The 19,914-nt window shown below is 68.2% G+C and carries 18 protein-coding genes; 6 read left to right on the top strand and 12 right to left on the bottom strand.

Going from position 1 to position 19,914, the window contains the following annotated elements:
* Positions 1-153 precede the first annotated feature (153 nt).
* Positions 154-1,161, bottom strand: a complete 1,008-nt coding sequence (locus BLS34_RS00585) for a TauD/TfdA dioxygenase family protein (protein WP_028793051.1) — start codon at positions 1,159-1,161, stop codon at positions 154-156.
* A 295-nt stretch (positions 1,162-1,456) separates the two neighbouring features.
* Positions 1,457-1,804, bottom strand: coding sequence for an arsenate reductase (glutaredoxin) (gene arsC / locus BLS34_RS00590; protein ID WP_093147425.1), 348 nt, complete (start codon positions 1,802-1,804; stop codon positions 1,457-1,459).
* Positions 1,805-1,871: 67 nt separating this feature from the next.
* Here arsC and BLS34_RS00595 point away from each other — a divergent pair, with 67 nt between their 5' ends.
* The gene (locus BLS34_RS00595) at positions 1,872-2,450 is read left to right on the top strand and encodes a GNAT family N-acetyltransferase (protein WP_038013413.1); all 579 of its coding nucleotides are present in this window, start codon (positions 1,872-1,874) and stop codon (positions 2,448-2,450) included.
* On the opposite strand, the gene BLS34_RS00600 is transcribed toward BLS34_RS00595, so the two are convergent.
* The 5 genes from BLS34_RS00600 to BLS34_RS00620 form a co-directional block, all read right to left on the bottom strand.
* The gene (locus BLS34_RS00600; protein ID WP_028793054.1) at positions 2,451-3,251 is read right to left on the bottom strand and encodes an enoyl-CoA hydratase-related protein; all 801 of its coding nucleotides are present in this window, start codon (positions 3,249-3,251) and stop codon (positions 2,451-2,453) included. It lies immediately after the preceding gene.
* A gap of 96 nt (positions 3,252-3,347) precedes the next feature.
* Positions 3,348-3,977, bottom strand: coding sequence for a hypothetical protein (locus BLS34_RS00605; protein ID WP_028793055.1), 630 nt, complete (start codon positions 3,975-3,977; stop codon positions 3,348-3,350).
* Between the two features lie 13 nt (positions 3,978-3,990).
* On the bottom strand, positions 3,991-5,418 hold the full coding sequence (locus tag BLS34_RS00610; protein ID WP_175474054.1) for a pentapeptide repeat-containing protein: 1,428 nt from the start codon (positions 5,416-5,418) through the stop codon (positions 3,991-3,993).
* A 68-nt stretch (positions 5,419-5,486) separates the two neighbouring features.
* Positions 5,487-6,122, bottom strand: a complete 636-nt coding sequence (locus BLS34_RS00615) for a class I SAM-dependent methyltransferase (RefSeq protein WP_093147429.1) — start codon at positions 6,120-6,122, stop codon at positions 5,487-5,489.
* Positions 6,115-6,843: a ribonuclease activity regulator RraA gene (locus BLS34_RS00620; protein WP_093147431.1), complete on the bottom strand. Its 729-nt coding sequence runs from the start codon at positions 6,841-6,843 to the stop codon at positions 6,115-6,117. Before BLS34_RS00620 ends, BLS34_RS00615 begins: the two co-directional genes overlap by 8 nt.
* A 166-nt stretch (positions 6,844-7,009) precedes the next feature.
* On the opposite strand from BLS34_RS00620, the gene BLS34_RS00625 reads away from it, so the two are divergent.
* The 3 genes from BLS34_RS00625 (at position 7,010) to BLS34_RS00635 (ending at position 9,312) form a co-directional block, all read left to right on the top strand.
* Positions 7,010-8,023: an aldo/keto reductase gene (locus tag BLS34_RS00625; protein WP_093147434.1), complete on the top strand. Its 1,014-nt coding sequence runs from the start codon at positions 7,010-7,012 to the stop codon at positions 8,021-8,023.
* A gap of 85 nt (positions 8,024-8,108) precedes the next feature.
* Positions 8,109-8,414 (top strand): ArsR/SmtB family transcription factor, encoded by a 306-nt coding sequence (locus tag BLS34_RS00630; RefSeq protein ID WP_038013523.1) that lies wholly within the window; start codon positions 8,109-8,111, stop codon positions 8,412-8,414.
* Positions 8,401-9,312, top strand: coding sequence for an alpha/beta fold hydrolase (locus BLS34_RS00635; RefSeq protein WP_093147436.1), 912 nt, complete (start codon positions 8,401-8,403; stop codon positions 9,310-9,312). The genes BLS34_RS00630 and BLS34_RS00635 overlap by 14 nt, the downstream gene beginning before the upstream one ends.
* 46 nt (positions 9,313-9,358) lie before the next feature.
* Here the strand turns inward: BLS34_RS00635 and typA are convergent, their stop codons facing one another.
* The 3 genes from typA to BLS34_RS00650 all read right to left on the bottom strand — a co-directional run bounded on the left by typA (position 9,359) and on the right by BLS34_RS00650 (position 13,302).
* Complete coding sequence (typA, locus tag BLS34_RS00640) at positions 9,359-11,188, bottom strand: translational GTPase TypA (protein WP_093147437.1); 1,830 nt, start codon at positions 11,186-11,188, stop codon at positions 9,359-9,361.
* A gap of 155 nt (positions 11,189-11,343) precedes the next feature.
* Entirely contained in the window at positions 11,344-12,522 is a 1,179-nt protein-coding gene (locus BLS34_RS00645) for a M24 family metallopeptidase (protein ID WP_093147440.1), read from the bottom strand.
* 3 nt (positions 12,523-12,525) lie between these two features.
* Positions 12,526-13,302: a LamB/YcsF family protein gene (locus tag BLS34_RS00650; protein WP_093147441.1), complete on the bottom strand. Its 777-nt coding sequence runs from the start codon at positions 13,300-13,302 to the stop codon at positions 12,526-12,528.
* A gap of 63 nt (positions 13,303-13,365) precedes the next feature.
* On the opposite strand from BLS34_RS00650, the gene pxpB reads away from it, so the two are divergent.
* Positions 13,366-14,133: a 5-oxoprolinase subunit PxpB gene (gene pxpB / locus BLS34_RS00655; RefSeq protein ID WP_093147444.1), complete on the top strand. Its 768-nt coding sequence runs from the start codon at positions 13,366-13,368 to the stop codon at positions 14,131-14,133.
* Positions 14,130-15,155, top strand: a complete 1,026-nt coding sequence (locus tag BLS34_RS00660) for a 5-oxoprolinase subunit C family protein (protein ID WP_093147446.1) — start codon at positions 14,130-14,132, stop codon at positions 15,153-15,155. The genes pxpB and BLS34_RS00660 overlap by 4 nt, the downstream gene beginning before the upstream one ends.
* Before the next feature lie 333 nt (positions 15,156-15,488).
* Here BLS34_RS00660 and BLS34_RS00665 read toward each other — a convergent pair whose 3' ends face one another.
* Entirely contained in the window at positions 15,489-18,350 is a 2,862-nt protein-coding gene (locus BLS34_RS00665; protein ID WP_093147449.1) for a phosphoenolpyruvate carboxylase, read from the bottom strand.
* 492 nt (positions 18,351-18,842) lie between these two features.
* Positions 18,843-19,877 (bottom strand): MBL fold metallo-hydrolase, encoded by a 1,035-nt coding sequence (locus BLS34_RS00670; protein ID WP_093147451.1) that lies wholly within the window; start codon positions 19,875-19,877, stop codon positions 18,843-18,845.
* Positions 19,878-19,914: the final 37 nt, after the last annotated feature.

The following is a 19,914-nucleotide window of genomic DNA, read 5'->3' on the forward strand; positions in this document are numbered from 1 at the left end:
ATTGATATGCATTTTAGCGTTTGTCGGAGCGTCGGTTCAATCGGCCCTTCTGAATAATCGTCATCCCGGATTTATCGTCATGTGTGGACGGCCCCGGATCGGGTCCGGGGTTCGCCGGGATGACGAGAGTAAGACTTAGGACGAGGAACGGCCCTACGCCGCCGGCAGCCAGCTCGGGGTCTCGTCGGCGTATTCGGGTCCCGGATTGCCGCGCACGGTGGTGCGCCACATCACCCGGTCGGTCGCGTCGCCGTCGAACCAGGTGGCACTGTGGATGGTGCAGCGGTTGTCGTAGATCACCAGATCGCCGGCCCGCCATTCCTGGACATAGGCGTAGGGCGCGCTGGTGAAATGGCTCATCAGCTCGTAGACTAGCCTGGCGCCGTCGCCGTCGACACCCTTCTCCAGGCCGACGATCGGTCCCTCGATCCAGTCGAGCTGGCCGGACTCGCAGAGATACAGCGCCTTCTGCCCGGTCACCGGGTGGACCCGCACGATCGGCTGGCGCTGGGGCTGCTGCAGCGGGCCGAGCGGCTTCGGCGTCTCCCCGGCCTTCACCGCCAGTTCGGCGCGGCCGGTGCCCGGCTGCACGTGCAGCGCCTCCATCCCGTCGATCCGCGCCTTCATCGCGTCGGACAGGGCCTCGTAGGCGGAAATGCCGTCGGCATAGAGGGTCTGGGCCTGGTCGATCGGCGCGGGGTGCACGCAGTAGAACAGCGAGATGTCCGGCGGCGGCCGGCGGTAGCTCTGGTCGGTGTGCCAGCCGCGGCGGTGCGGGAACTGCACCGGCAGCTTGCCGTCGGCGGTCAGGGCCGGCTCCGGCCGCGCCGGCGGCTTCTGGTTCATCGGTGCTGCGTTGGAGATCACCAGGATCTCCGGCACCTCCTTGTGCACCCGGTCCAGGATCATGCCGGTCTTGGTGTAGTCCTCGACTTCCGGGCCGAACAGGCGCGACAGGCGCACGAGCTGCGACGGATCGCGGGCCATGCTGTCGAGACCGGTCAGCAGCATGAAGCCGTGGCCGTCGTAGAACGCCGAGAGCAGGGTATCCGCCTCGGCCTCCAGCGCCTCGATCACCTCGGCGTCGGTCGTGGCGCCGGTCACCCGGACATGACGGCCGAAATTGGCCCCCGCGAGCGGCTGCAGATCGAGTTTGGACATGGCGCGGTACCCGTTGGAGAGGAAGGAGGGACAATCTTAGGGCAGGGTGGCTGGCCTGTTCCAGATGGGAACGGTGCTTCGACATATGCGCCGCTCCCTTCGACACGCCCCGGATTTGATCCGGGCCTCTCAGGGAGAGGCAACCATTTCATTGCTATCGTCACTCCGGCGAGATCCGGGCCACGACCCGGAGGTCGGCCGGGACCCAGACGGCCGACACGCGGGGTCCCGGCCCGCTCCCGGATCGTGTCCGGGGGCGTCAGGGATGACGGGGGAGGGTGGGGACGCGCCGTGCCTACAAGATCCCCAGCACCGCCTCCGGCGGGCGGCCCATCGCGGCCTTGCCGTCCTTGGCGACGATCGGGCGCTCGATCAGGATCGGGTTGTCCACCATCGCCTTGATCAGCGCCGCCCGGCCCAGCGACGGGTCGTCCAGTCCCAGCTCCTTGTAGGCGGCTTCCTTGCGGCGCATCGCCGCGCGCGGCTCCAGGCCCATGGCGGTCAGCAGCCGGTCCAGTTCGGCCGCGCCCGGCGGGGTCTTCAGGTATTCGACAACCTCGGGCTCGATCCCCCGCTCCTGCAGCAGGGCAAGGGTCTGGCGCGACTTGGAACAGCGCGGGTTGTGATAGATACGAACGGTCATTTCAGTCTCCACAAAGTCCGGCATCCAGAGTAGTCCGGGGGCCGTTCCCAGACCAACGGGTGTTCCCATGTCCCATGCCGGCCTGCCGATCGAAACCGAGCGCCTGATCCTGCGGCCCTGGCGGGAGTCCGACTTCGCCCCGTTCGCCGCGTTGAACGCTGATCCGGCGGTGATGGAGTTCTTCCCGGACACCCTCGGCCGGGCGGACAGCGACGCGTTGGCGCTGCGTGTAAAGGAGCGGATCGAGACCGAGGGCCTCGGCTTCTTCGCCGTGGAGGTGAAGGGCGGCCCGGATTTCATCGGCATGGTCGGGCCGAGCGTGCCGCATTACGGCGCCGAACTTCCGTGCGGTCCCTGCACCGAGGTCGGCTGGCGCCTGAGCCGGGCGGCCTGGGGCAAGGGCTATGCGAGCGAGGCGGCGTCGGCCTCGCTCGATTTCGCCTTCGGGACGTTGGGCCGGGACGAGGTGGTGTCCTTCACCGCCGTCCAGAACGAGCGCTCCCAGGCGGTGATGCGCCGCATCGGCATGACCCGGGACGAGAACGGCGATTTCGACCACCCCCTGCTGCCAGAAGGCCACCGGCTGCTGCGCCACGTGCTCTACCGGATTTCGCGGACGGCCTGGGCGGACCTCAGGTCCCGGTAACTATGTCCCGGTGAATTGCGGCTCCCGCTTTTCCAGGAAGGCCCGTACGCCCTCGGCATAGTCGTTGCCGAAGCCGACCTCGCGCTGGATGTCGCGTTCCAGGGCGAGCTGGGTGTCGAGATCGTTCGACATTGCCGCCCGCATCGCGCGGCGGGTGCGCTGGACCACCCGGGGGGACAGCTTGGCCAGCTTGGAAGCCAGCGCCACCGCCTCGTCCTGCAGCCTGTCGTCGTCATACACTTTCCACACCAGGCCCCATTTTTCGGCCGTCTCCGCGTCGAGCGGATCGGCGGTCAGGGCGAGGGCAAGCGCGCGGTTCTCGCCGATCAGCCGCGGCAGGTGGTGGGTCACCCCGGCATCGGGGATCAGCCCGACCCGGCAGAAGCTGACGACGATCTTGGCGGAACGGGCGGCCAGGATGATGTCGCCGGCCAGGGCCACGCCGACGCCGGCGCCGGCGGCGACGCCGTTCAGGGCGATCACCACCGGCATCTCGATCTGACGCAGGCGGCGGATCAGCGCGTTGTAATAGATTTCCAGCCCGGCCCCGAGGTCGCGGGTCGGCGGGCCGCTTTCCGGCGGCATTCGAGCGGAGAGATCCTGGCCCGAGCAGAAGGCGCGGTCGCCGGTGCCGGTCAGGATCAGCGCCTTGGCCGGGTTGTCGCCGCCGGTGACCTCTGCCACGGCGGCGCGCATCTCCTGGTGCACCTGTTCGTTGACGGCATTGCGCTTCTCCGGCCGGTCGATCGACAGCCGGGCCACGTCGCCGATGCGCTCCAGGGTGATGGTCTCGAAACTCATGGATCCTCCCAAGGACTGTCCGGCGGGACGGTTCTTCACCGGATGACGTTTTTCGGGAGCTTAGAGCACGCGGGGGCCGGATAGAACGGTGAGGTTTCAGCCCTCGGCGGACTGGGGGTCCGCGGTGCCTTTCTCGGCATGGGCCAGCTGCATCAGCCGTCGGGCCGCGTCATAAGGCGCTATGTCGCGCAGGGCGCCGAAATCGATCGCGACGGTCGCCTCGCCCTGTGCCTTGCGGGCGAGCCAGATGTCGATCACCGCCTCGACGCCGCTGATCGCGCCGTCGAACTGCGCGACCCGCGCATAGGCGGGATCGGCGGCGACCATCTCCTCCGCCAGGCGCTTGGCGAAGGCGTCGGAGGCGATGACACCGTCATAGACGAACTGGAACTTGGCCCGGGCCTGCCTGGCCCGCTGCAGGGTCCGCTCGATCTCCGCATCCTGGCGCCTGGCCTGTTCGTACCGGCGGGCCGAGGCGAAGTTGGTGGTCGAGTTCCGCGGTTCGGCCTGCCGACGGGCGCGTTTGACGGCCTCCTCGAGTCCGTGGCTGCGCTTGGCCAGTTCCTTCAGGTCGTCGCCGCCGACATCCAGCGCGACGCGGCGCTCCATGACCGGATCGATCTTGGCGGTGACCCCGGCGAGGGCCGACAGACGCCTTTCCCGGAGTTCGGCGATCAGGCCGCGGGCGAAGTCGACGGCCTCGTCGGTGGAAATGCTTTGAACCATGGTGCTTCGCTGTCTACTCGGTGGGTTCCGGCAGGCCCTCGGCATCGCGCGTATCCGCCCCGTCGAGCTTCAGCGACGCACACCCGCTGCCGCTGAAGTCGGCGCGCTGGAGGGTCGCATCCTCCATATCGGTGTTCTTGAGTGACGTCTTGCGGAACTTGGCGTCGTCGAGCTTGGCGGAGCGCAGGCAGGCCTCGTCGAGGATCGCCTCGTCGAAGGTCGCGTTGGTGGCGTTGGTCGGCCATTTCTGCATGGCGAAGCCGGCGATATCCACCGGTTCCAGGCGGGCCCGCCGCATCCGCGCGCCCTTCAGCCGGGCGCGGTGGAGATTGGCGCCGCGCAGGTCGGCGAAGGAAAGGTCGGCGCCGGTCAGGTCGGCGAAGGCCATATCCGCCATGATCAGGGAGGCACGGCTGAGCTTGGCGCCGCGCAGGATCGCATAGCGCAGGTTTCCGGCGACCAGGGTGACCTTCTCCAGCTCCTTCTGCGAGAGATCGACCCGCTCCAGATCGGCCCGGACACCTTCGCGTCCGCCGGTACGGTAGAACCGCAGATGCAGGTCGAGGATTTCGCGCAGGGACTTGTCCAGGGAGTCCAGGGTGCGGGGCAGGGTGGCGTTGGAGATCGAGGCGGCGTCCATGTCCACCGCGTCGATCAGCGCCCCGGACAGATCGGCATCGGTGAGGTTGGCGTGGCTCAGGATCACGTCGGCCAGCATGGCGCCGTTGAGCTTCGCGCCGGTCAGGTTCGCCTCGCTGAGGTCGGAGCCGCCGAGATCCGCCCCGGTCAGGTCGGAATGGCTGAGATCGGCCCGGTTCAGCTTCACGTTCCGCAGCACCGAGTCGGTGAAATCGGTCTGCCGCACGAAGGAGTTGGACAGCTTGGCGTCGGTCAGGTCGGCGTTGCGGATGATCGCGCTGCTGGCGTTGTTGGCGTCGTCCTCGTGGATCCAGGCGGTCAGGTTGCCCCGGTCCCAGTGGAACAGGGTGCCTTCGCGGAAATCGGCATCGACCATGGAGGAGCCGGTCAGGTTCGCGCCGCGCAGGCAGGAGCCGCGCAGGTCGGCCCGGTCGAGCTGGGCGCCGGTCATCTTGGCGTCGCGCAGGTCGGCGCAGAAGACCGTCGCGGCCCGTAGGACGGTGCCCGAGAGGTTCGCGCCGCGCAGGCGGGCGGCGGTCAGATCGATATAGCTGAGGTCGCGGCCGGACAGGTCCCGGCCGCTGAGGTTCTTGAAGGACAGGTTGGCCCGCGTGCCGCCGGCGCGGCCGGCGACGTGTTTCTGATGGGCGGCCAGGACCTGCTCGAGCTGTTCGTCGGAGATCTCCTCCAGCCGGTCTTCGACGGTGACCGGGCCCTCGGGGCGCCGCCGGGTCTTCTTCGGCGTCGCGCTCTGTTCGGTGGCCGCGTCCGGGTCCGCCGGGAGCCAATCGTTATCGTCCATGTCGGTCACGGGATCCTGCGTCGCGGGCGCCATCCCAAGACCGTACCAGAAACCGGGATAACAAATGATTACGGTTTGCGCAGGACCAGACGCACGAAGCCGGCATCGGATCCGCCGCCCCCACCATGATCGGAGCGTTCCAGCTCCTCGAAGCCGGCCGCGCGGAAATCGGCGGCGATCGCGTCCGGCAGCACCTCGTACATCGGCCGGTCGGCCGGCGGCGGGCCCTGGCGCAGGGCGACGGAGACGATGCCGCCCGGTGTCAGCAGCGACGCCACGGCGGCGACCGCCGAGGCGCGGTCGGCGGGCGGGACATGCATCCAAACCGCATTGATCAGGATGAACGGAAACCGCTCGCCCCGGGCCCGGACCACGGCGAGGTCGGGCAGCCGGTCGTCGATCCATTCGGCGTCCATGTCCGGGAACAGGGTGAGCGCCTGTGCCCGCATGCCGGCCGAGGGTTCGACGGCGACGACGCGATAGTCCTTGGCCTCGAAGGCGACGGCGTGGGCGCCGCTGCCGGCGCCGATATCCAGCACCGGACCCGGCGGCTTGGGCAGGATCGCCGCGTGCCGCCGGACCAGCCGTTCGGCGGCACCCGAGCCGGCATAGCGGGGGGCGAGGGTGCCCGCCAGCCGGTCGTAGTCGGCGATCGCGTCGTCGACGCTGGGAGAGGCGTCGGCTCTGGGGGAAACGTCAGCCATCGCGCTTCTTGCGCCACTCGGTGTAGCGGGCCTTGGCGGCCTCGTCCGGCGGATAGGTGCCGCGCAGCGGCTTGCCGCCGGCGACCTCGGAATAGATGAACTCCTCGTGGATCTCCTGCTCGGCGGCGTCCTTTGCGACCTCGTCGGCCAAGTGGCGCGGGATGACGACCACGCCGTCGAGGTCGCCGACCAGGATGTCGCCCGGATAGACCGCCACGCCGCCGCAGGCGATCGGCTCGTTCAGGGTCTCGACCGCGTGGTGCTTGATCAGGTTGGTCGGCGGCGAGGGGTGCGAATGGTAGGAGGGGATGTCGTACTCGGCGATCTGGTAGCTGTCGCGCAGCCCGCCGTCGGTGACGATGCCCGCGGCCCCGCGCTTCATCAGCCGGGTGATCAGAATGTTGCCGGCGGACGCGGCCGAGGCGTCGCCGCGGCTGTCCATCACCAGGACATGGCCCTCGGGACACGTCTCGATCGCCTTGCGTTGCGGGTGGTCGTAGTCCTGAAACACCGACAGGTCGTCCAGATCCTCGCGCGCCGGGATATAGCGCAGGGTGAAGGCGGGGCCGACCATGTTGCGGTCATGGGCGGTCGTCAGGCGCCCGACGCCCTGCATGAAGACATTGCGGAAGCCGCGCTTGTACATCTGGGTCGTCAGCGTCGCGGTGCTGACCGTCGACAGCTTCTCGCGGGTTTCTTCAGACAGGGTGTCGGTGCTCATGGTGCCCCTCCCTAGGGCGGTCATTCTGGTTGGCGCGATGGCACCACGCGGCGGCGCGGGAGGCAAGGGGCCTGTCCCGCATGACGGCTGCGGCCAGGCAGCCACCGGCTGGACGCGCCGCACGTGCTGCGCAAGACTGCCGCGCCGTTGTGAACCGGAGGGTGTCATGGAATATCGCACGATGGGCCGTTCCGGCCTGAAGGTCTCGCCGCTCTGCCTGGGGGCGATGATGTTCGGCGGGCCGACCCCGGAGGCGGAGAGCAAGGAGATCGTCGCCGCCGCGCGCGATGCCGGGATCAACTTCATCGACACCGCCGACGCCTATAACGGCGGCGCGAGCGAGGCTGTGGTCGGTCGGGCGATCGCCGAGGGCCGGGACTACTGGGTGCTGGCGACCAAACTCGCCAATCCGCTGGGCGGCGATCCGAACCGGGGCGGGCTGTCGCGGCGCTGGGTCCACATGGCCTGCGACGCCTCGTTGAAGCGGCTCGGCACCGACGTGATCGACATCTACTACCTCCACAAGGAGGACCATTCGACCGACCTGCGCGAGACGGTGATGGCGCTCGGCGACCTGATGAAGGCCGGCAAGATCCGCTATTTCGGCGTGTCCAACTACCGCTCCTGGCGGGTCGCCGAGATCTGCCGGCTGTGCGACGAGATCGGCATCGACCGGCCGGTGGTCAGCCAGCCCTATTACAACGCGCTGAACCGTATGCCCGAGGTCGAGCACCTGCCGGCCTGCAGCCACTACGGCCTGGGTGTGGTGCCCTACAGCCCGCTGGCGCGCGGCATCCTGACCGGCAAATACGCGCCGAACGTCGCGCCGGAGGAGGGCAGCCGAGCGGGGCGTCAGGACAAGCGCATGATGCAGACCGAATGGCGCCACGAGAGCCTGGAGATCGCCCAGAAGATCAAGGCCCATGCCGAGGCCAAGGGGGCGACCCCGATCGACCTGGCGGTGCGCTGGGTGCTGAACAACCGGCTGGTCACCGCGACCCTGGCGGGCCCGCGCACCATGGAGCAGTTCCAGGGCTACCTGAAGGCGCTCGACTACAGCTTCACCGCCGAGGACGAGGCGCTGATCGACGGCCTGGTGATGCCGGGCCATCCGTCGACCCCGGGCTACAACGATCCGCAGTATCCGATCGAGGGGCGGGTGCCGAGAGTCAGCGCCTGAGCACAACGGGGGGATCCGAAAGAGGCCCGCACCAGCGGGTCTTTTTTCTATCCATATAATTAGCTAATTTGCTATATCGCGTTCTATGGATGAACTGGTCGAACAGACGAAGGCCCTGGCGAGCGACGTGCGATTGTCGATTCTGGGCTGGTTGAAGGAGCCGGGACGGCACTTCCCCGATCAGCTTTCGGGCGATCCTGAGGAGGTCGGCGTCTGCGTGTCCCTGATTGCCAAGAAGCTCGGGGTGAGCCAGCCGACGACCAGCCGGCATCTGGAGCTCCTGCGTCGCGCCGGGTTCGTGAAGGTTCGGCGGATCGCCGGCTGGGCCTTCTACGCGCGCGACGAGGCCGAACTCAAAGCCTATCAACGGAGGCTGCATGACACCGTTTGAGCGTGCCGACGCCGCCCTGCTGCCCGGCTTCAGGCGCGTGCCTGTCCAGACCGCAGAGGGGCAGATCATGGCGCTGGTCGGCGGCGGGGGGCCGCCGGTTCTGATGCTGCATGGCGATCCGCAGACCCATCTCTGCTGGCACCTGATCGCCCCGTGGCTGACGGACCGATTCACCGTCGTGTTGACCGACCTGAGAGGGCGCGGCGAGTCCCATATGCCGGGCGTGACGTCGGGCCACGCGGCCTATTCGAAGCGCCGGATGGCGGCGGAGCAGCACCAGGTCATGGTGGCGCTGGGCTTCGAACGATACCGGCTGGTCGCTCATGACCGCGGCGCGCGGGTCGCGACACGGTTGGCGCTGGACCATCCGGAGGCGGTGGAGCGGCTCTGCGTGATGGATATCGTGCCGGCGCTGGATCTCTACGACCGGGTCACGGCCGAGGCGGCGCAGGACTATTTCTACTTCTTCTTCCTCACCCAGCCGCACCCGCGGCCGGAGCACTGGATCGCCGGCGATGCGGACGGCTTCCTGCGCGACCTTCTCTGCGGGCTTGGCAGCGAGGCACCCCACTATGCCGACGAGGCTCTGGCGCTGTATCTCGAGATGGCTGCCCGGCCGGACTCGGTGACGGCCATGTGCGAGTGCTTCCGGGCCGGAATCGCCTGCGACACGACCGACGATCGTGAAAGCCGTGACCGGGGTGATCGGATCGACTGCCCGACCCTGGTGATCTGGGGCGAGAACGGCGTGATCGGGCGGCACTACGATATCCCGGGGATCTGGCGGCAATGGGCCTCCAAGCCCGAGTTCCTGCCGGTCCCGTCCGGGCACTTCGTCCCCGAGGAGGCGCCGGACGCGGTCCTCGACCGGCTCAGGCCGTTTCTGCTGGCGGCCTGACCGGGGAAAGGATTGGGCGCCCGATCCGATCGGACGCCCCGTTACCTCAGGCGCTCTGCTGGACGCTCTTCTTCAGCATGCGCTTGCGCTCGTGCGGGTCGAGATACCGCTTGCGCAGGCGGATGCTCTTTGGCGTGACCTCGACCAGCTCGTCGTCCTCGATATAGGCGATGGCCCTTTCCAGGGTCATGCGGATCGGCGGGGTCAGGTCGACGTTCTCGTCCTTGCCGGAGGCGCGGAAGTTGGTGAGCTGCTTCGATTTCAGCGGGTTCACCTCGAGGTCCTGGCCCTTGTTGTGCTCGCCCAGGACCATGCCGGAATAGACCTTGTCGCCCGGCGAGACCATCAGCGGGCCGCGGTCCTCCAGGTTCTGCAGGGCATAGGCCATGGCCTCGCCCTGTTCCATGGAGACCATGACGCCGGCGCGGCGGCCGGGGATCGGGCCCTTGTAGGGCGCGTAGCCCTGGAACACCCGGTTCATGATGCCGGTGCCGCGGGTCGCGGTCAGGAACTCGCCGTGATAGCCGATCAGGCCACGCGCCGGCGCACTGAACACCAGCCGCTGCTTGCCGCCGCCGGACGGCTTCATCTCGAGCAACTCGCCCTTACGGATGGTGATCGCCTCGATCACCGCGCCGGAGAACTCCTCGTCCACGTCGACGAAGACCTCGTCGATCGGCTCCTGGCGCTGGCCGGTCTCCGGATCGGTCTTCAGCAGCACGCGCGGCCGGCTGATCGACAGCTCGAAGCCCTCACGGCGCATCTGCTCGATCAGCACCGCAAGCTGAAGCTCGCCGCGGCCGGCGACTTCGAAAGCGTCCTTGTCCTCGGTTTCCTGCACCCGGATGGCGACATTGCCCTCGGCCTCGCGGAACAGACGGTCGCGGATCAGGCGGGAGGTGACCTTCTCGCCCTCGCGGCCGGACAGCGGGCTGTCGTTCACCGCGAAGGTGACGGCGATGGTCGACGGATCGATCGGGTTGGCGGGCAGGGGGGCCGCCACTTCCGGCGCGCAGAGCGTGTCGGCGACGGTGGCCTCCGAGAAGCCGGCCAGGGCGACGATGTCGCCGGCCGAGGCCTCGTCCAGCGGCGTGCGCTCCAGGCCCCGGAAGGACAGGATCTTCGACACGCGGGCCCGCTCCAGCTCCTTGCCGTCGCGCGACAGAGCCTTCAGGCTGGTGTTCGGCTTGATCCGGCCGGACTGGATGCGACCGGTCAGGATACGGCCGAGATACGGGTCGGCCTCGACGGTCGTGGCCAGCATCGAGAACGGCTCGTCCGGCTGCACGGTCGGCTCCGGAACATGGGCGACGATCCGCTCGAACAGGACCGCCATGTCGGTGCCCTTCTCGTCCGGGGTCTCCGACGCCCAGCCCATCTTGGCCGAGGCGAAAATGGTCGGGAAGTCGAGCTGGTGCTCGTCGGCGCCGAGCGCGCTGAACAGGTCGAACACCTCGTCCTGGACCTCGTAGGCGCGCTGCTCGGGCTTGTCGACCTTGTTGACCACGACGATCGGGCGCAGGCCCAGGGCCAGCGCCTTGCCGAGCACGAACTTGGTCTGCGGCATCGGGCCTTCCGAGGCGTCGACCAGCAGCAGGGCGCCGTCGACCATGGTCAGGATGCGTTCCACCTCGCCGCCGAAATCGGCGTGGCCCGGCGTGTCGACGATGTTGACCCGCGTGCCCTTCCAGTCGACGGAGGTGCACTTAGCGAGAATGGTGATGCCACGCTCGCGTTCGATGTCGTTGCTGTCCATCATCCGCTCAGCGGTCTGCTGGTTTTCGCGGAAGGTACCGGACTGTTTCAGCAGGACGTCGACGAGGGTTGTCTTGCCATGATCGACGTGCGCGATGATCGCGATATTGCGGAGCGACATTTTGGGGGCCACCAACGTTGGGATGGCCGGAAAATAGCGATCTTTTGTTGCACTGCAAGATTTACTGACGACTATATAGAAGAATTACCCGCAGTGTGTCATTTGCAGCGGGGTGGCCGCGACGGTCAAACCCCAACCGTCGCGGCGGTTTAGCCTCAATCCTTGACCACCATCGGCCGCGGGAAGTCGTAGAAGCATTCCGCGCCCTTTTCGGTAATCAGGAAGCATTCCGAGATCTCGATGCCGCAATCGTCGAGCATCAGACCGGGAATCATGTGGAAGGTCATGTTCGGCTGGATCACCGTCGTGTCGCCCGGACGCAGGCTCATGGTGTGCTCGCCCCAGTCCGGCGGGTAGTTCAGACCGACCGAGTAGCCGATCCGGCTCTCCTTCTCGAACCCGGACTTCGCCAGTTCCCGGCGCCAGGCGGCCTCGACCTCCTCGCAGGTCGCCCCGGGCCTGGCGGCGTCCAGGGCGGCGGCGATGCCGTCGCAGATCGTCGCACTGGCGTCGGCCAGTTTCTGCGGCGGCTTGCCCAGGGAGACCGTGCGGGCCATCGGGCAGTGGTAGCGTCGGCGCACGCCGGCCAGCTCCAGGATCGTCGCCTCGCCGGACTTGAACGGCGCGTCCGACCAGGTCAGGTGCGGGGTCGAGGCGCCGATGCCCGAGGGCAGCATCGGCACGATGGCGGGATAGTCGCCGCCGATCCCGTCGACGCCACGGATCGCGGTGTCGTAGATCCGCGCCACCGCATCGCATTGGCGCACGCCGGGCTGCACCGCCTCGATGCCGACCCGCATGGTCTCGGCGATGATCTTGGCCGCCTCGCGCATATAGGCGAGTTCGGCCGGCGACTTGATCGACCGGACCCAGTTCACGACGTTGTTGCCGTTGGCGAAGCGGGCGTTGGGCAGGCCCTTCCTGATGTGCTCGTAGGCCATCGGCGAGAAGTAGTAGCTGTCCATCTCCAGCCCGACGGTGCCACCGTTTATGCTGCGGCGCCCCATCTCCTCGGCCACCCAGTCCATGGGATGTCGGTCCGGTTGCTGCACGTAGTGGTCCGGGAAACCCAGGATGTTCTCGTGGCGCAGATGGGTGGTGACCTTGCCGGCATTGGCGTCCATGCCGCGCACGATCAGCACCGGTTCGTCCAGCGTCAGCGCCACCAGCAGGCATTGCGGCGTGTAGAACGACCAACCGTCATAGCCGGTCAGGTAGCACATGTTGGCCGGCTCGGTGACGACCAGCGTGTCGATGCCCGCCTTCTCCATGGAGCGCCGGACGGCGTCCTGACGGGCGGTGTACTCGGCGTGGGAGAAGGCGGGTGAGGTCATGGGTCAGCCAAGCTCCATCTCGGGGAGGGGAACGATGTCGATGCCGGCGGCCTCGATGCCGGCGCGAACCTTGGTGGCGACGGCGACCGCGGTCGGTCCGTCGCCATGGACGCAGATGCTGTGCACCACCGCCGGCACATGCTTTCCGGAGGTGGAGACGATCTCCTGGTTCTGGATCATGTGAATGATCCGCTCCGCCGCCTCGTCCGGGTCGTGGACCATGGCATTGGGCTGGCTGCGCGGGGTCAGATTGCCGTCGTCGTCATAGGTGCGGTCGGCGAAGACCTCCGAGGCGAAGGTCAGGCCCATGTCCTGGGCGACCTCGATCATCTTGCAGCCGGTCGGGGCGAGGAAGATCAGCGAGGGATCGACCGCCTTGATCGCCCGGCCGATGGCCTGGGCCCAGTCCAGCTCGACGGCGCAGATGTTGCCCAGCGCGCCATGGGTCTTCACATGGGTCACCTTCATGCCGTTGGCCGCCGCCATGCCCTGCAGCGCGCCGATCTGGTAGCAGACCATCCGCTCCACATCGTCGGTCGCCATCTGGATCTTGCGGCGGCCGAAGCCCCAGAGGTCGTTGAAGCCCGGATGGGCGCCGACGGACACGCCGCGCTCCTTGGACTGCTTGCAGACCCGGTCCATCACGTTCCAGTCGCCGCCGTGGAAACCGCAGGCAACATTGGCCGATTTGATGATCTTCAGCATCTCGGTGTCGTTGCCGATGTCGTAATCGCCGAAACCTTCACCCATATCGGCGTTCAAATTGACCTTGCGAGCCATTGCGACTTCATCCTACGGAGGTGGGAACTGCTCTGAGTAAACACCTCACGAACGGACAGGTCCATGCCTCCAGCCACGGCAGACGAAACGTCAAAGGCCCCGCGCTTCCTGGCGGCGGGCGATACGGCCGTGGTGGTCGAGTTCGGCACGGTCGTCGACCGGGCGATCAACCGACGCGTGACCAGCCTCGGCCGGGCGCTGCGGGCGGCGGAGATGGCGGGCATAGTCGATCTGGTGCCGACCTTCCGCTCGCTGATGGTGCATTACGATCCGACCGTGGTGCGCCGCGCCGCGATCGAGGACAAGGTCAACGCCCTGCTGCCCGACCTCAGCGACGAGGCGACCGGCGGCCGGCTCTGGCGGGTGCCGACCCTGTATGGGGGCGAATACGGTCCCGACCTGGCGGACGTCGCCGAGCGGACCGGGATGACGCCGGAAAAGGTCGTGGAGATCCATTCCGGTGGCACCTACGAGTGCTACATGATGGGGTTCATGCCGGGGTTGGGCTATCTCGGCATCCTGCCGGACGAGCTGGCCCTGCCGCGCCGCACCGAGCCGCGGGTGCGCGTGCCGGGCGGATCGGTCTCGATCGCCACCAACCTCACCAACATCTATACCAAGGAATCGCCCGGCGGCTGGCACCTGCTGGGTCGCACGCCGATCGAGCTGTTCGACCTGCGCCGCGACGAGCCGATCCTGCTGAATGCCGGCGACAGCGTGCAGTTCTACGAGATCGACGAGGCCACCTATCGCGAGATGCGCGCCCGCGCCGATGAGGGCGATCCGGTGATCGAGCCTCAAGAGATTGACCAGGCGGGAGACGGCGCATGAGCGGGCTTCGTGTGGTCGCCGCCGGCTTCGCCCCAACCATCCAGGATCTGGGGCGACCCCATGTGCAACATCTGGGCGTCCCACCCTCCGGCGCGCTGGACCCGGTGGCCCTGGCCATCGCCAATGCGATGGTCGGCAACCCGCCGGGGGCCGCCGCGCTGGAGCTGCGGGTGATGGGCCCGACCCTGGAGGTCGAGGCCGACTCCGCTCGCGTCGCCCTGGTCGGCACCGTGGCCGCCCTGGAGGTGCAGGGCGAGCGGGGCGGGCCGGTGGATTCCAACCGCTCGGTGCGCTTCGGCCGGGGAACCAAGTTCCGGATCGGCGGGCTGTCCGATACCGGCGTCGCCTATCTCGCCGTGGAGGGCGGGATCGACGTGCCGGAGATCTACGGCTCCCGCGCCACCTATACCCGCTCGCAGATCGGCGGGATCGAGGGCCGGGCGGTGAAGGACGGCGACCTGCTGCCGCTGGCCCAGGACAGCGTCGGCGAACGCAGCGAGATGAAGTGCCCGAGCCTGGACTGGGCGCGGGTCAGCGGCCCGATCCGGGTGGTGCTCGGACCGCAGGACGATTTCTTCTCCGACGACAGCATCGCCGGGCTGTTCGCCGAGACCTATACCTGCACGCGCGAGGCCGACCGCATGGGCATCCGGCTCGACGGGCCGGCGCTGACGCATGTGAAGGGGCACGACATCGTGTCCGACGGCATCGTCACTGGCGCGATTCAGGTGCCGGGCAACGGCATGCCGATCCTGCTCCTGGCCGACCACCAGACCACCGGCGGCTACCCGAAGGTCGGCACGGTGATCTCCGCCGACGTGCCGCGGCTGGGCCGGCTGCGTCCGGGCGACGAGATCTGCTTCGAGCAGGTCTCGGTGGAGGACGCCCAGGCGGCGCGGGCGGAGCTGGAGGCGGCGAGGGCAAAGGTGATCGACCGCTTCGAGCGGGCGGGTGCCTGGCTCGACGAGGCGGCGCTGTATCGCGAGAACCTCGTCAGCGGCGTTGTCGGTCCGATGGATTGAGGGGGCGGGGGGCGTTCTCGCCTCACCCTCCCACCTCTCTTTCGACACTCTCCGGATTTTTTCCGGGGCGAGCGGATGAGGCAGTACCGAACGACCGAGAGTTCGCGCGTCGGATGTCTCACCCCGGAATAAATCCGGGGAGTGCGGGAGGAGGGAAGCGGGAGCGCTTTCCTCAACCAACTTCCCGTTCCCGTCATCCCGGACGACCCCGGACCCGATCCGGGGGCGGGCCGGGACCCATGGTCGGGCGCCCGTTACGAGGTCCCGGTCTTCCCCCGGGTCAAGCCCGGGGCCAACCGGGATGACGCAGAAAGAAAATGGGTGGTCGGCCGCCTACCCATATGCCCCATAGAAATGCGCGATGCCGACGCTGATTTCCTTGATCGCCCCGTCGATCCAGCGCAGCGGGTCGGCGATGCCGCGTTTCACCTCAGGATACCCCGCCTGCTCGGCGGCGATGTCGCTCTGCTCCGTCAGTGCGGAGAACGCCTCCGCCGCCTCCGTTCCCGTGGGGAAGATCGTCTCGATGGTCTCCGCCACCTCGGCGAAGCGCAGGTCGAGCGCCATGTCGATCAGTACCGCATGGGTCAGGTCGTGGCGGTGGGAGAAGCCCGGCGTCGAGGCGGTCAGGGAGAAGGCCTGCATCACCAGCACCAGCCGCACCGCATGCAGCACATAGAGCTCGCGCGGGAAGCTGCGGTCGCCGATCCCGTCGCTCACCATATCGCCGCAGACCGTGTCGAGCTGGCGGCGGTCGCGGGACAGCAGGTTGGCCAGCCGCTGGATCGCGTGGTCGTGGTCGCGCCGGCTCAGCCGGTCGGCGATGCGGTAGGCCACCTTGGCGGCGTCCTCGCTGTCGGTGCGCGAGGCCTGGATGGTCCAGAAGCTCGGGCTGTACAGGTCGGCATAGCTCCGCAGCACCGCCATGCTGGTCAACCGGCGCGACCGCATCACCATGGCCATCAGCCGCGAGAACCGGGGCGAACCCTCGACCAGCGCCAGGAACCGTTCCGGCTCCCGCCGCGCCGCCATGCCGAGCCCGCCCATGACATTGGCCGGGGCGGCGAGCTGCTGCAGGGCGGCGTTGTGCGGGATCGCCCGCATGCCCCTGGCCCCCGACCCCTTCGACGTGCCGCTCTGCCGCCGCGTCTTGCGCGAGCCGGTGGCGGGCAGCAGGTTCGGCGGGAAGGCGCCGAGCACGTCCTGGTAATGCTCGTCCTCGAACAGCGCCTCCTGCCAGGACTTCACCGCCCGGTAGATGTCCCAGGAGAAGTCGATATCGCCGTAGAACGCATCGTCGTCCGGCTTCTCGATGCCGGGCGGCGCGAAGGCCCAGCGGGCGATGCCGCAGGCGGTCGCCTCGGCCAGCGCCGGGGTGGCGAAGTACAGATAGCCGTCGCCCCCCTGGAAGCTCATCTCCGCCAGCGCCCGCAGGCCTTTCTGGGCGTAGCGCGCGCGGGCCCAGGGGGTGAAGAGATGGTCGAAGCGCTCGGCCAGGGTGCCGGGAAAGCCGCCGCGGCCCATGGATTCCCCATGGGTGTTGAACAGCAGCACCTCCACGCCCTCGATCTCACGCTTGGCCATCGCCCGGGCGACCTGGATCTGCAGCCGCTCGATCGCCAGGTCGGCGCCGATCTGTCCCATGAACCGGCCGCTGTCGGAGAAGCCGAACTGCAGGCTGACCCGTCCGCGGCCGCGGATATAGGCAACGTATTCCTCCTCGTCGAACAGCCGCTCCATGAAGCGGGCGCCGCGTTCGATCACCGGCGGGGATTCGAACAGCGGAGAGATGTCGACCTTGTCGGCGATGCCGTAGTGCCGGGCGAGGTAGACCGCCCCCATGATGGTGGCCGGCGCCTCCACCTCGGCGATGAGGAAGCGGATCGGCGCGTCGGCGTCGATGTGTTTCAGGATCTGGGCGCAGAGCATCATCTGCCGGCGCGCCGTCATGCTTTCCTGGAATACCGCGCCGAAATTCACGTTGGCGGCCTTTGCCTGGGCGGATTTCTCGGCGGCGGCGGCGAGCGCGCGGCGGTCGTGGAATTCGGCCAGGCCCGACAGGTCGAGATCGGCCTGCACGGCGGAGCGCACCTGGGCGGCGTTGACCCGCAAGTGGATCAGGCCGATGCCGAGCCCGCAGGTGGCCATTTCGGCGGCAAGCACGCAGAGCGCCTTGCGCCGGGCGGTGTCGCTCTCCTCGGCGATGAGGTGGTCCATCGCCTCCAGGATCGGGGTGAGGGAGGTGAGGCGGCCCGGGCCGTCGGCGGTCAGCCGGTTGGCGGCCGCCACGACGGTCTCGGGGTCCTCCAGGTCGCGGGCGAACTGGGCGGCCTGGGCGGCGGTCTCGGCTTCGGCGGCGCCCAGCCGGTCGATCAGCGGCTGCACGCCGGCACCGCCGATCTCCGCCAGTCCGTCGCGGTAGCGGGCGAGCTGCAGCGCCTTCTCCTCCAGCCGGATCCGGAGGGTCTCGGCCCAGTGGATGTCGGTGCGCCCGTCCAGGTCGTAGCCGACCCAGGTGGCGAGCTGCAGCGGCGCCGGGCGGATGCTCCACCACTTGTTCGGGACGTGGGTCTCCAGCCAGTCGAGGATGGCGCCGTTCAGTTTGCGCAGGGCGTCCTGGGCGTTCAGCAGGGCGGCGCGCACGTCCTCGTGCTCGGCCGAGAGCGTGATCGCCGGGTCGGGCGCATGGGGCACGTCGCCAAGCTTGGAAGCGGCGTCGGCCTCGCCGCTGGCGATGTCGGCCAGGATGGCACGCATCCGGCGGGACAGGGCGAAGGTCGGATGGGCGGTGAAGACCACGCCGGCCCTTGTGGTCTCCACCGCAGCGCGGATCTCGGCCACGCCGGCCTCCTCCAGGGGCGCCAGGGCGGCGTCGACGGTGGCTTTCCAGTCGGCCGGCGGGCACTGCTCGCGCAGCCGGCCGGCGCGCTCGATCAGGGCACGGTCGCTGATCTGGCGTACCACCGAATGCAGCGCGGGAAGGTCGAGGGACCCGTCCTCCAGATGCTCCAGCAGGTCGATGGCGAGGCTGCGCACCCCGGTCGCCAGCGGGTCGTGCTGGGCGATTGAATCGTGGTGGTTCAGCCGGTCGAGGCACCAGGCGACCAGATCGTGGGAGGCCGGTCGCAGCGGGTGGACCGCCGTGTCGGTGGACGCGTTGGGCGGATCGTCGCGGGAGATTTCGGCCTGGGACACGGGTAAAACCCTCCTGTCACCGCGCCCGAGCGGGTGCTTCGCTGACTTCCGGGGGCGTCCTCCCAAGCCGGGGGCGGTTTTCCGCTCCTCCGGGTGTCGCGCGGTCACGCTGGCGCGGCACAGGCTCAGTATTCCATGAATCCGGGTGCGGGTTCGAGGGGGGTTCTGTGGCGGCACCGTTCGCTTCAGCGTCTTTCCGGCCCTGATGCGGGGATGGAGGCTGGGAGGAGTCGGATGTGTTGGAAGGGGTCCGGAGAGCGTCCCCCTGGACCCCGGCGCAAGGCCTGGGAGACGGGGAGAGACGCGCTTTTTGTCTGCCTTCAAATCCACTCAATCACTCCCGGACCTGTTCCGGGGCGAGCGACGGGAAGGGCTTCATCGTTGCAGTACTGAGCTCCCGCGCTCGCCATGCGGACGGGCTTGCCCCGGAACAGGTCCGAGGAGTTCGGAAAAGAGAGAGCGTGAGAGTGATCGGAGGGAGCTACCGTCCCCTCACGCCTCCGCCCGGTAGCGCCACACCCCGCTCTCGTCCAGGCTGCGGTCGAGCCGGCCGTCCTCCACCAGATAGTTCAGGTGCGCCAGGGCCTCGCCGATGGCGAAGCGGCTCTGGTGGGCGTCGAGCTGGCGCTTGAACATCTGGTACATGACGTCGGCCGCCGTCGACGGCTCCGCACAGACCTCCAGGGCCAGCTCGAAGCGCTCGTGGTGATGGGCGATCAGGTCGGCGCGTCGCTCGTGCAGGCCACGATAGGGGCGGTCGTGCGACGGCAGCACCAGGATGTCGTCATCCATATAGTCCAGGTTCTGCAGGAACCGGATGTAGTCGGCCAGCGGGTTGCCTTCCGGCTCGTTCCACCAGACCGACACGTTCGGCGAGATCCGCGGTAGCAGGAAGTCGCCGCCGAGCACCATGTTGTCGTCCGGGCAGTACAGGCAGATATGCTCCGGCGAGTGGCCGCCGGACAGGATCGGAACCCAGGTCCGGCCGCCAATCTCCAGGGCCGTCTCCTCGCTGATCCGCCGATAGATCGGCGGCACCGGCGACACCAGGGAGTGGAAGTGGTTGCCGAGGTCGCGCAGCTCGCCCACCAGCAGGTCGGACAGGCCAGCACGGCTGTAGAAGTCCGGGGCGTATTGCTGGAACTGTTCCGGCGGCTCCGCGCGGTTGACCCGGGCGGACAGCCACTCGGTGCGGCTCATCCACAGCGGCGCGCCGGTGCGCTCCTGCAGCCAGCCGGCATTGCCGACATGGTCCGGGTGGAAATGGGTGACGATGATCTGCGAGATCGGCTTGCCCTGGAGCTCGTTCGCCAGCACCAGTTCCCACAGGTCCTGGGTCGGCTTCAACGCGGCGCCGGTGTCCACCAGAACCCAGCCGTCCTCGCCGTCATCCAGCAGGAACAGGTTCACATGGTCGAGGGCGAAGGGCAGGGGCATCCGGATCCAGCGGATTCCGGGAGCGACCTCCATGGCCGTGCCCGGCTCGGGCAGGGTCTCGCCGAAGATGTAATCAACGTCTGTTTTCATGGGGCGGGACGGTAACCGGATTTCCCGGAGGCGCAAG

The organism is Thalassobaculum litoreum DSM 18839, from assembly GCF_900102465.1.
Classification (GTDB): Bacteria; Pseudomonadota; Alphaproteobacteria; order Thalassobaculales; family Thalassobaculaceae; genus Thalassobaculum; species Thalassobaculum litoreum.

Coding starts and splice junctions, on each gene's coding strand:
- BLS34_RS00615 (WP_093147429.1), bottom strand. CDS start 6,122: ATGGCTGACGTTTCCCCCAGAGCCGACGCCTCTCCCAGCGTCGACGAC.
- pxpB (WP_093147444.1), top strand. CDS start 13,366: ATGCCTCCAGCCACGGCAGACGAAACGTCAAAGGCCCCGCGCTTCCTG.
- BLS34_RS00635 (WP_093147436.1), top strand. CDS start 8,401: ATGACACCGTTTGAGCGTGCCGACGCCGCCCTGCTGCCCGGCTTCAGG.
- typA (WP_093147437.1), bottom strand. CDS start 11,188: ATGTCGCTCCGCAATATCGCGATCATCGCGCACGTCGATCATGGCAAG.
- arsC (WP_093147425.1), bottom strand. CDS start 1,804: ATGACCGTTCGTATCTATCACAACCCGCGCTGTTCCAAGTCGCGCCAG.
- BLS34_RS00610 (WP_175474054.1), bottom strand. CDS start 5,418: ATGGACGATAACGATTGGCTCCCGGCGGACCCGGACGCGGCCACCGAA.
- BLS34_RS00585 (WP_028793051.1), bottom strand. CDS start 1,161: ATGTCCAAACTCGATCTGCAGCCGCTCGCGGGGGCCAATTTCGGCCGT.
- BLS34_RS00630 (WP_038013523.1), top strand. CDS start 8,109: ATGGATGAACTGGTCGAACAGACGAAGGCCCTGGCGAGCGACGTGCGA.
- BLS34_RS00660 (WP_093147446.1), top strand. CDS start 14,130: ATGAGCGGGCTTCGTGTGGTCGCCGCCGGCTTCGCCCCAACCATCCAG.
- BLS34_RS00625 (WP_093147434.1), top strand. CDS start 7,010: ATGGAATATCGCACGATGGGCCGTTCCGGCCTGAAGGTCTCGCCGCTC.
- BLS34_RS00595 (WP_038013413.1), top strand. CDS start 1,872: ATGTCCCATGCCGGCCTGCCGATCGAAACCGAGCGCCTGATCCTGCGG.
- BLS34_RS00605 (WP_028793055.1), bottom strand. CDS start 3,977: ATGGTTCAAAGCATTTCCACCGACGAGGCCGTCGACTTCGCCCGCGGC.
- BLS34_RS00600 (WP_028793054.1), bottom strand. CDS start 3,251: ATGAGTTTCGAGACCATCACCCTGGAGCGCATCGGCGACGTGGCCCGG.
- BLS34_RS00645 (WP_093147440.1), bottom strand. CDS start 12,522: ATGACCTCACCCGCCTTCTCCCACGCCGAGTACACCGCCCGTCAGGAC.
- BLS34_RS00620 (WP_093147431.1), bottom strand. CDS start 6,843: ATGAGCACCGACACCCTGTCTGAAGAAACCCGCGAGAAGCTGTCGACG.
- BLS34_RS00650 (WP_093147441.1), bottom strand. CDS start 13,302: ATGGCTCGCAAGGTCAATTTGAACGCCGATATGGGTGAAGGTTTCGGC.
- BLS34_RS00670 (WP_093147451.1), bottom strand. CDS start 19,877: ATGAAAACAGACGTTGATTACATCTTCGGCGAGACCCTGCCCGAGCCG.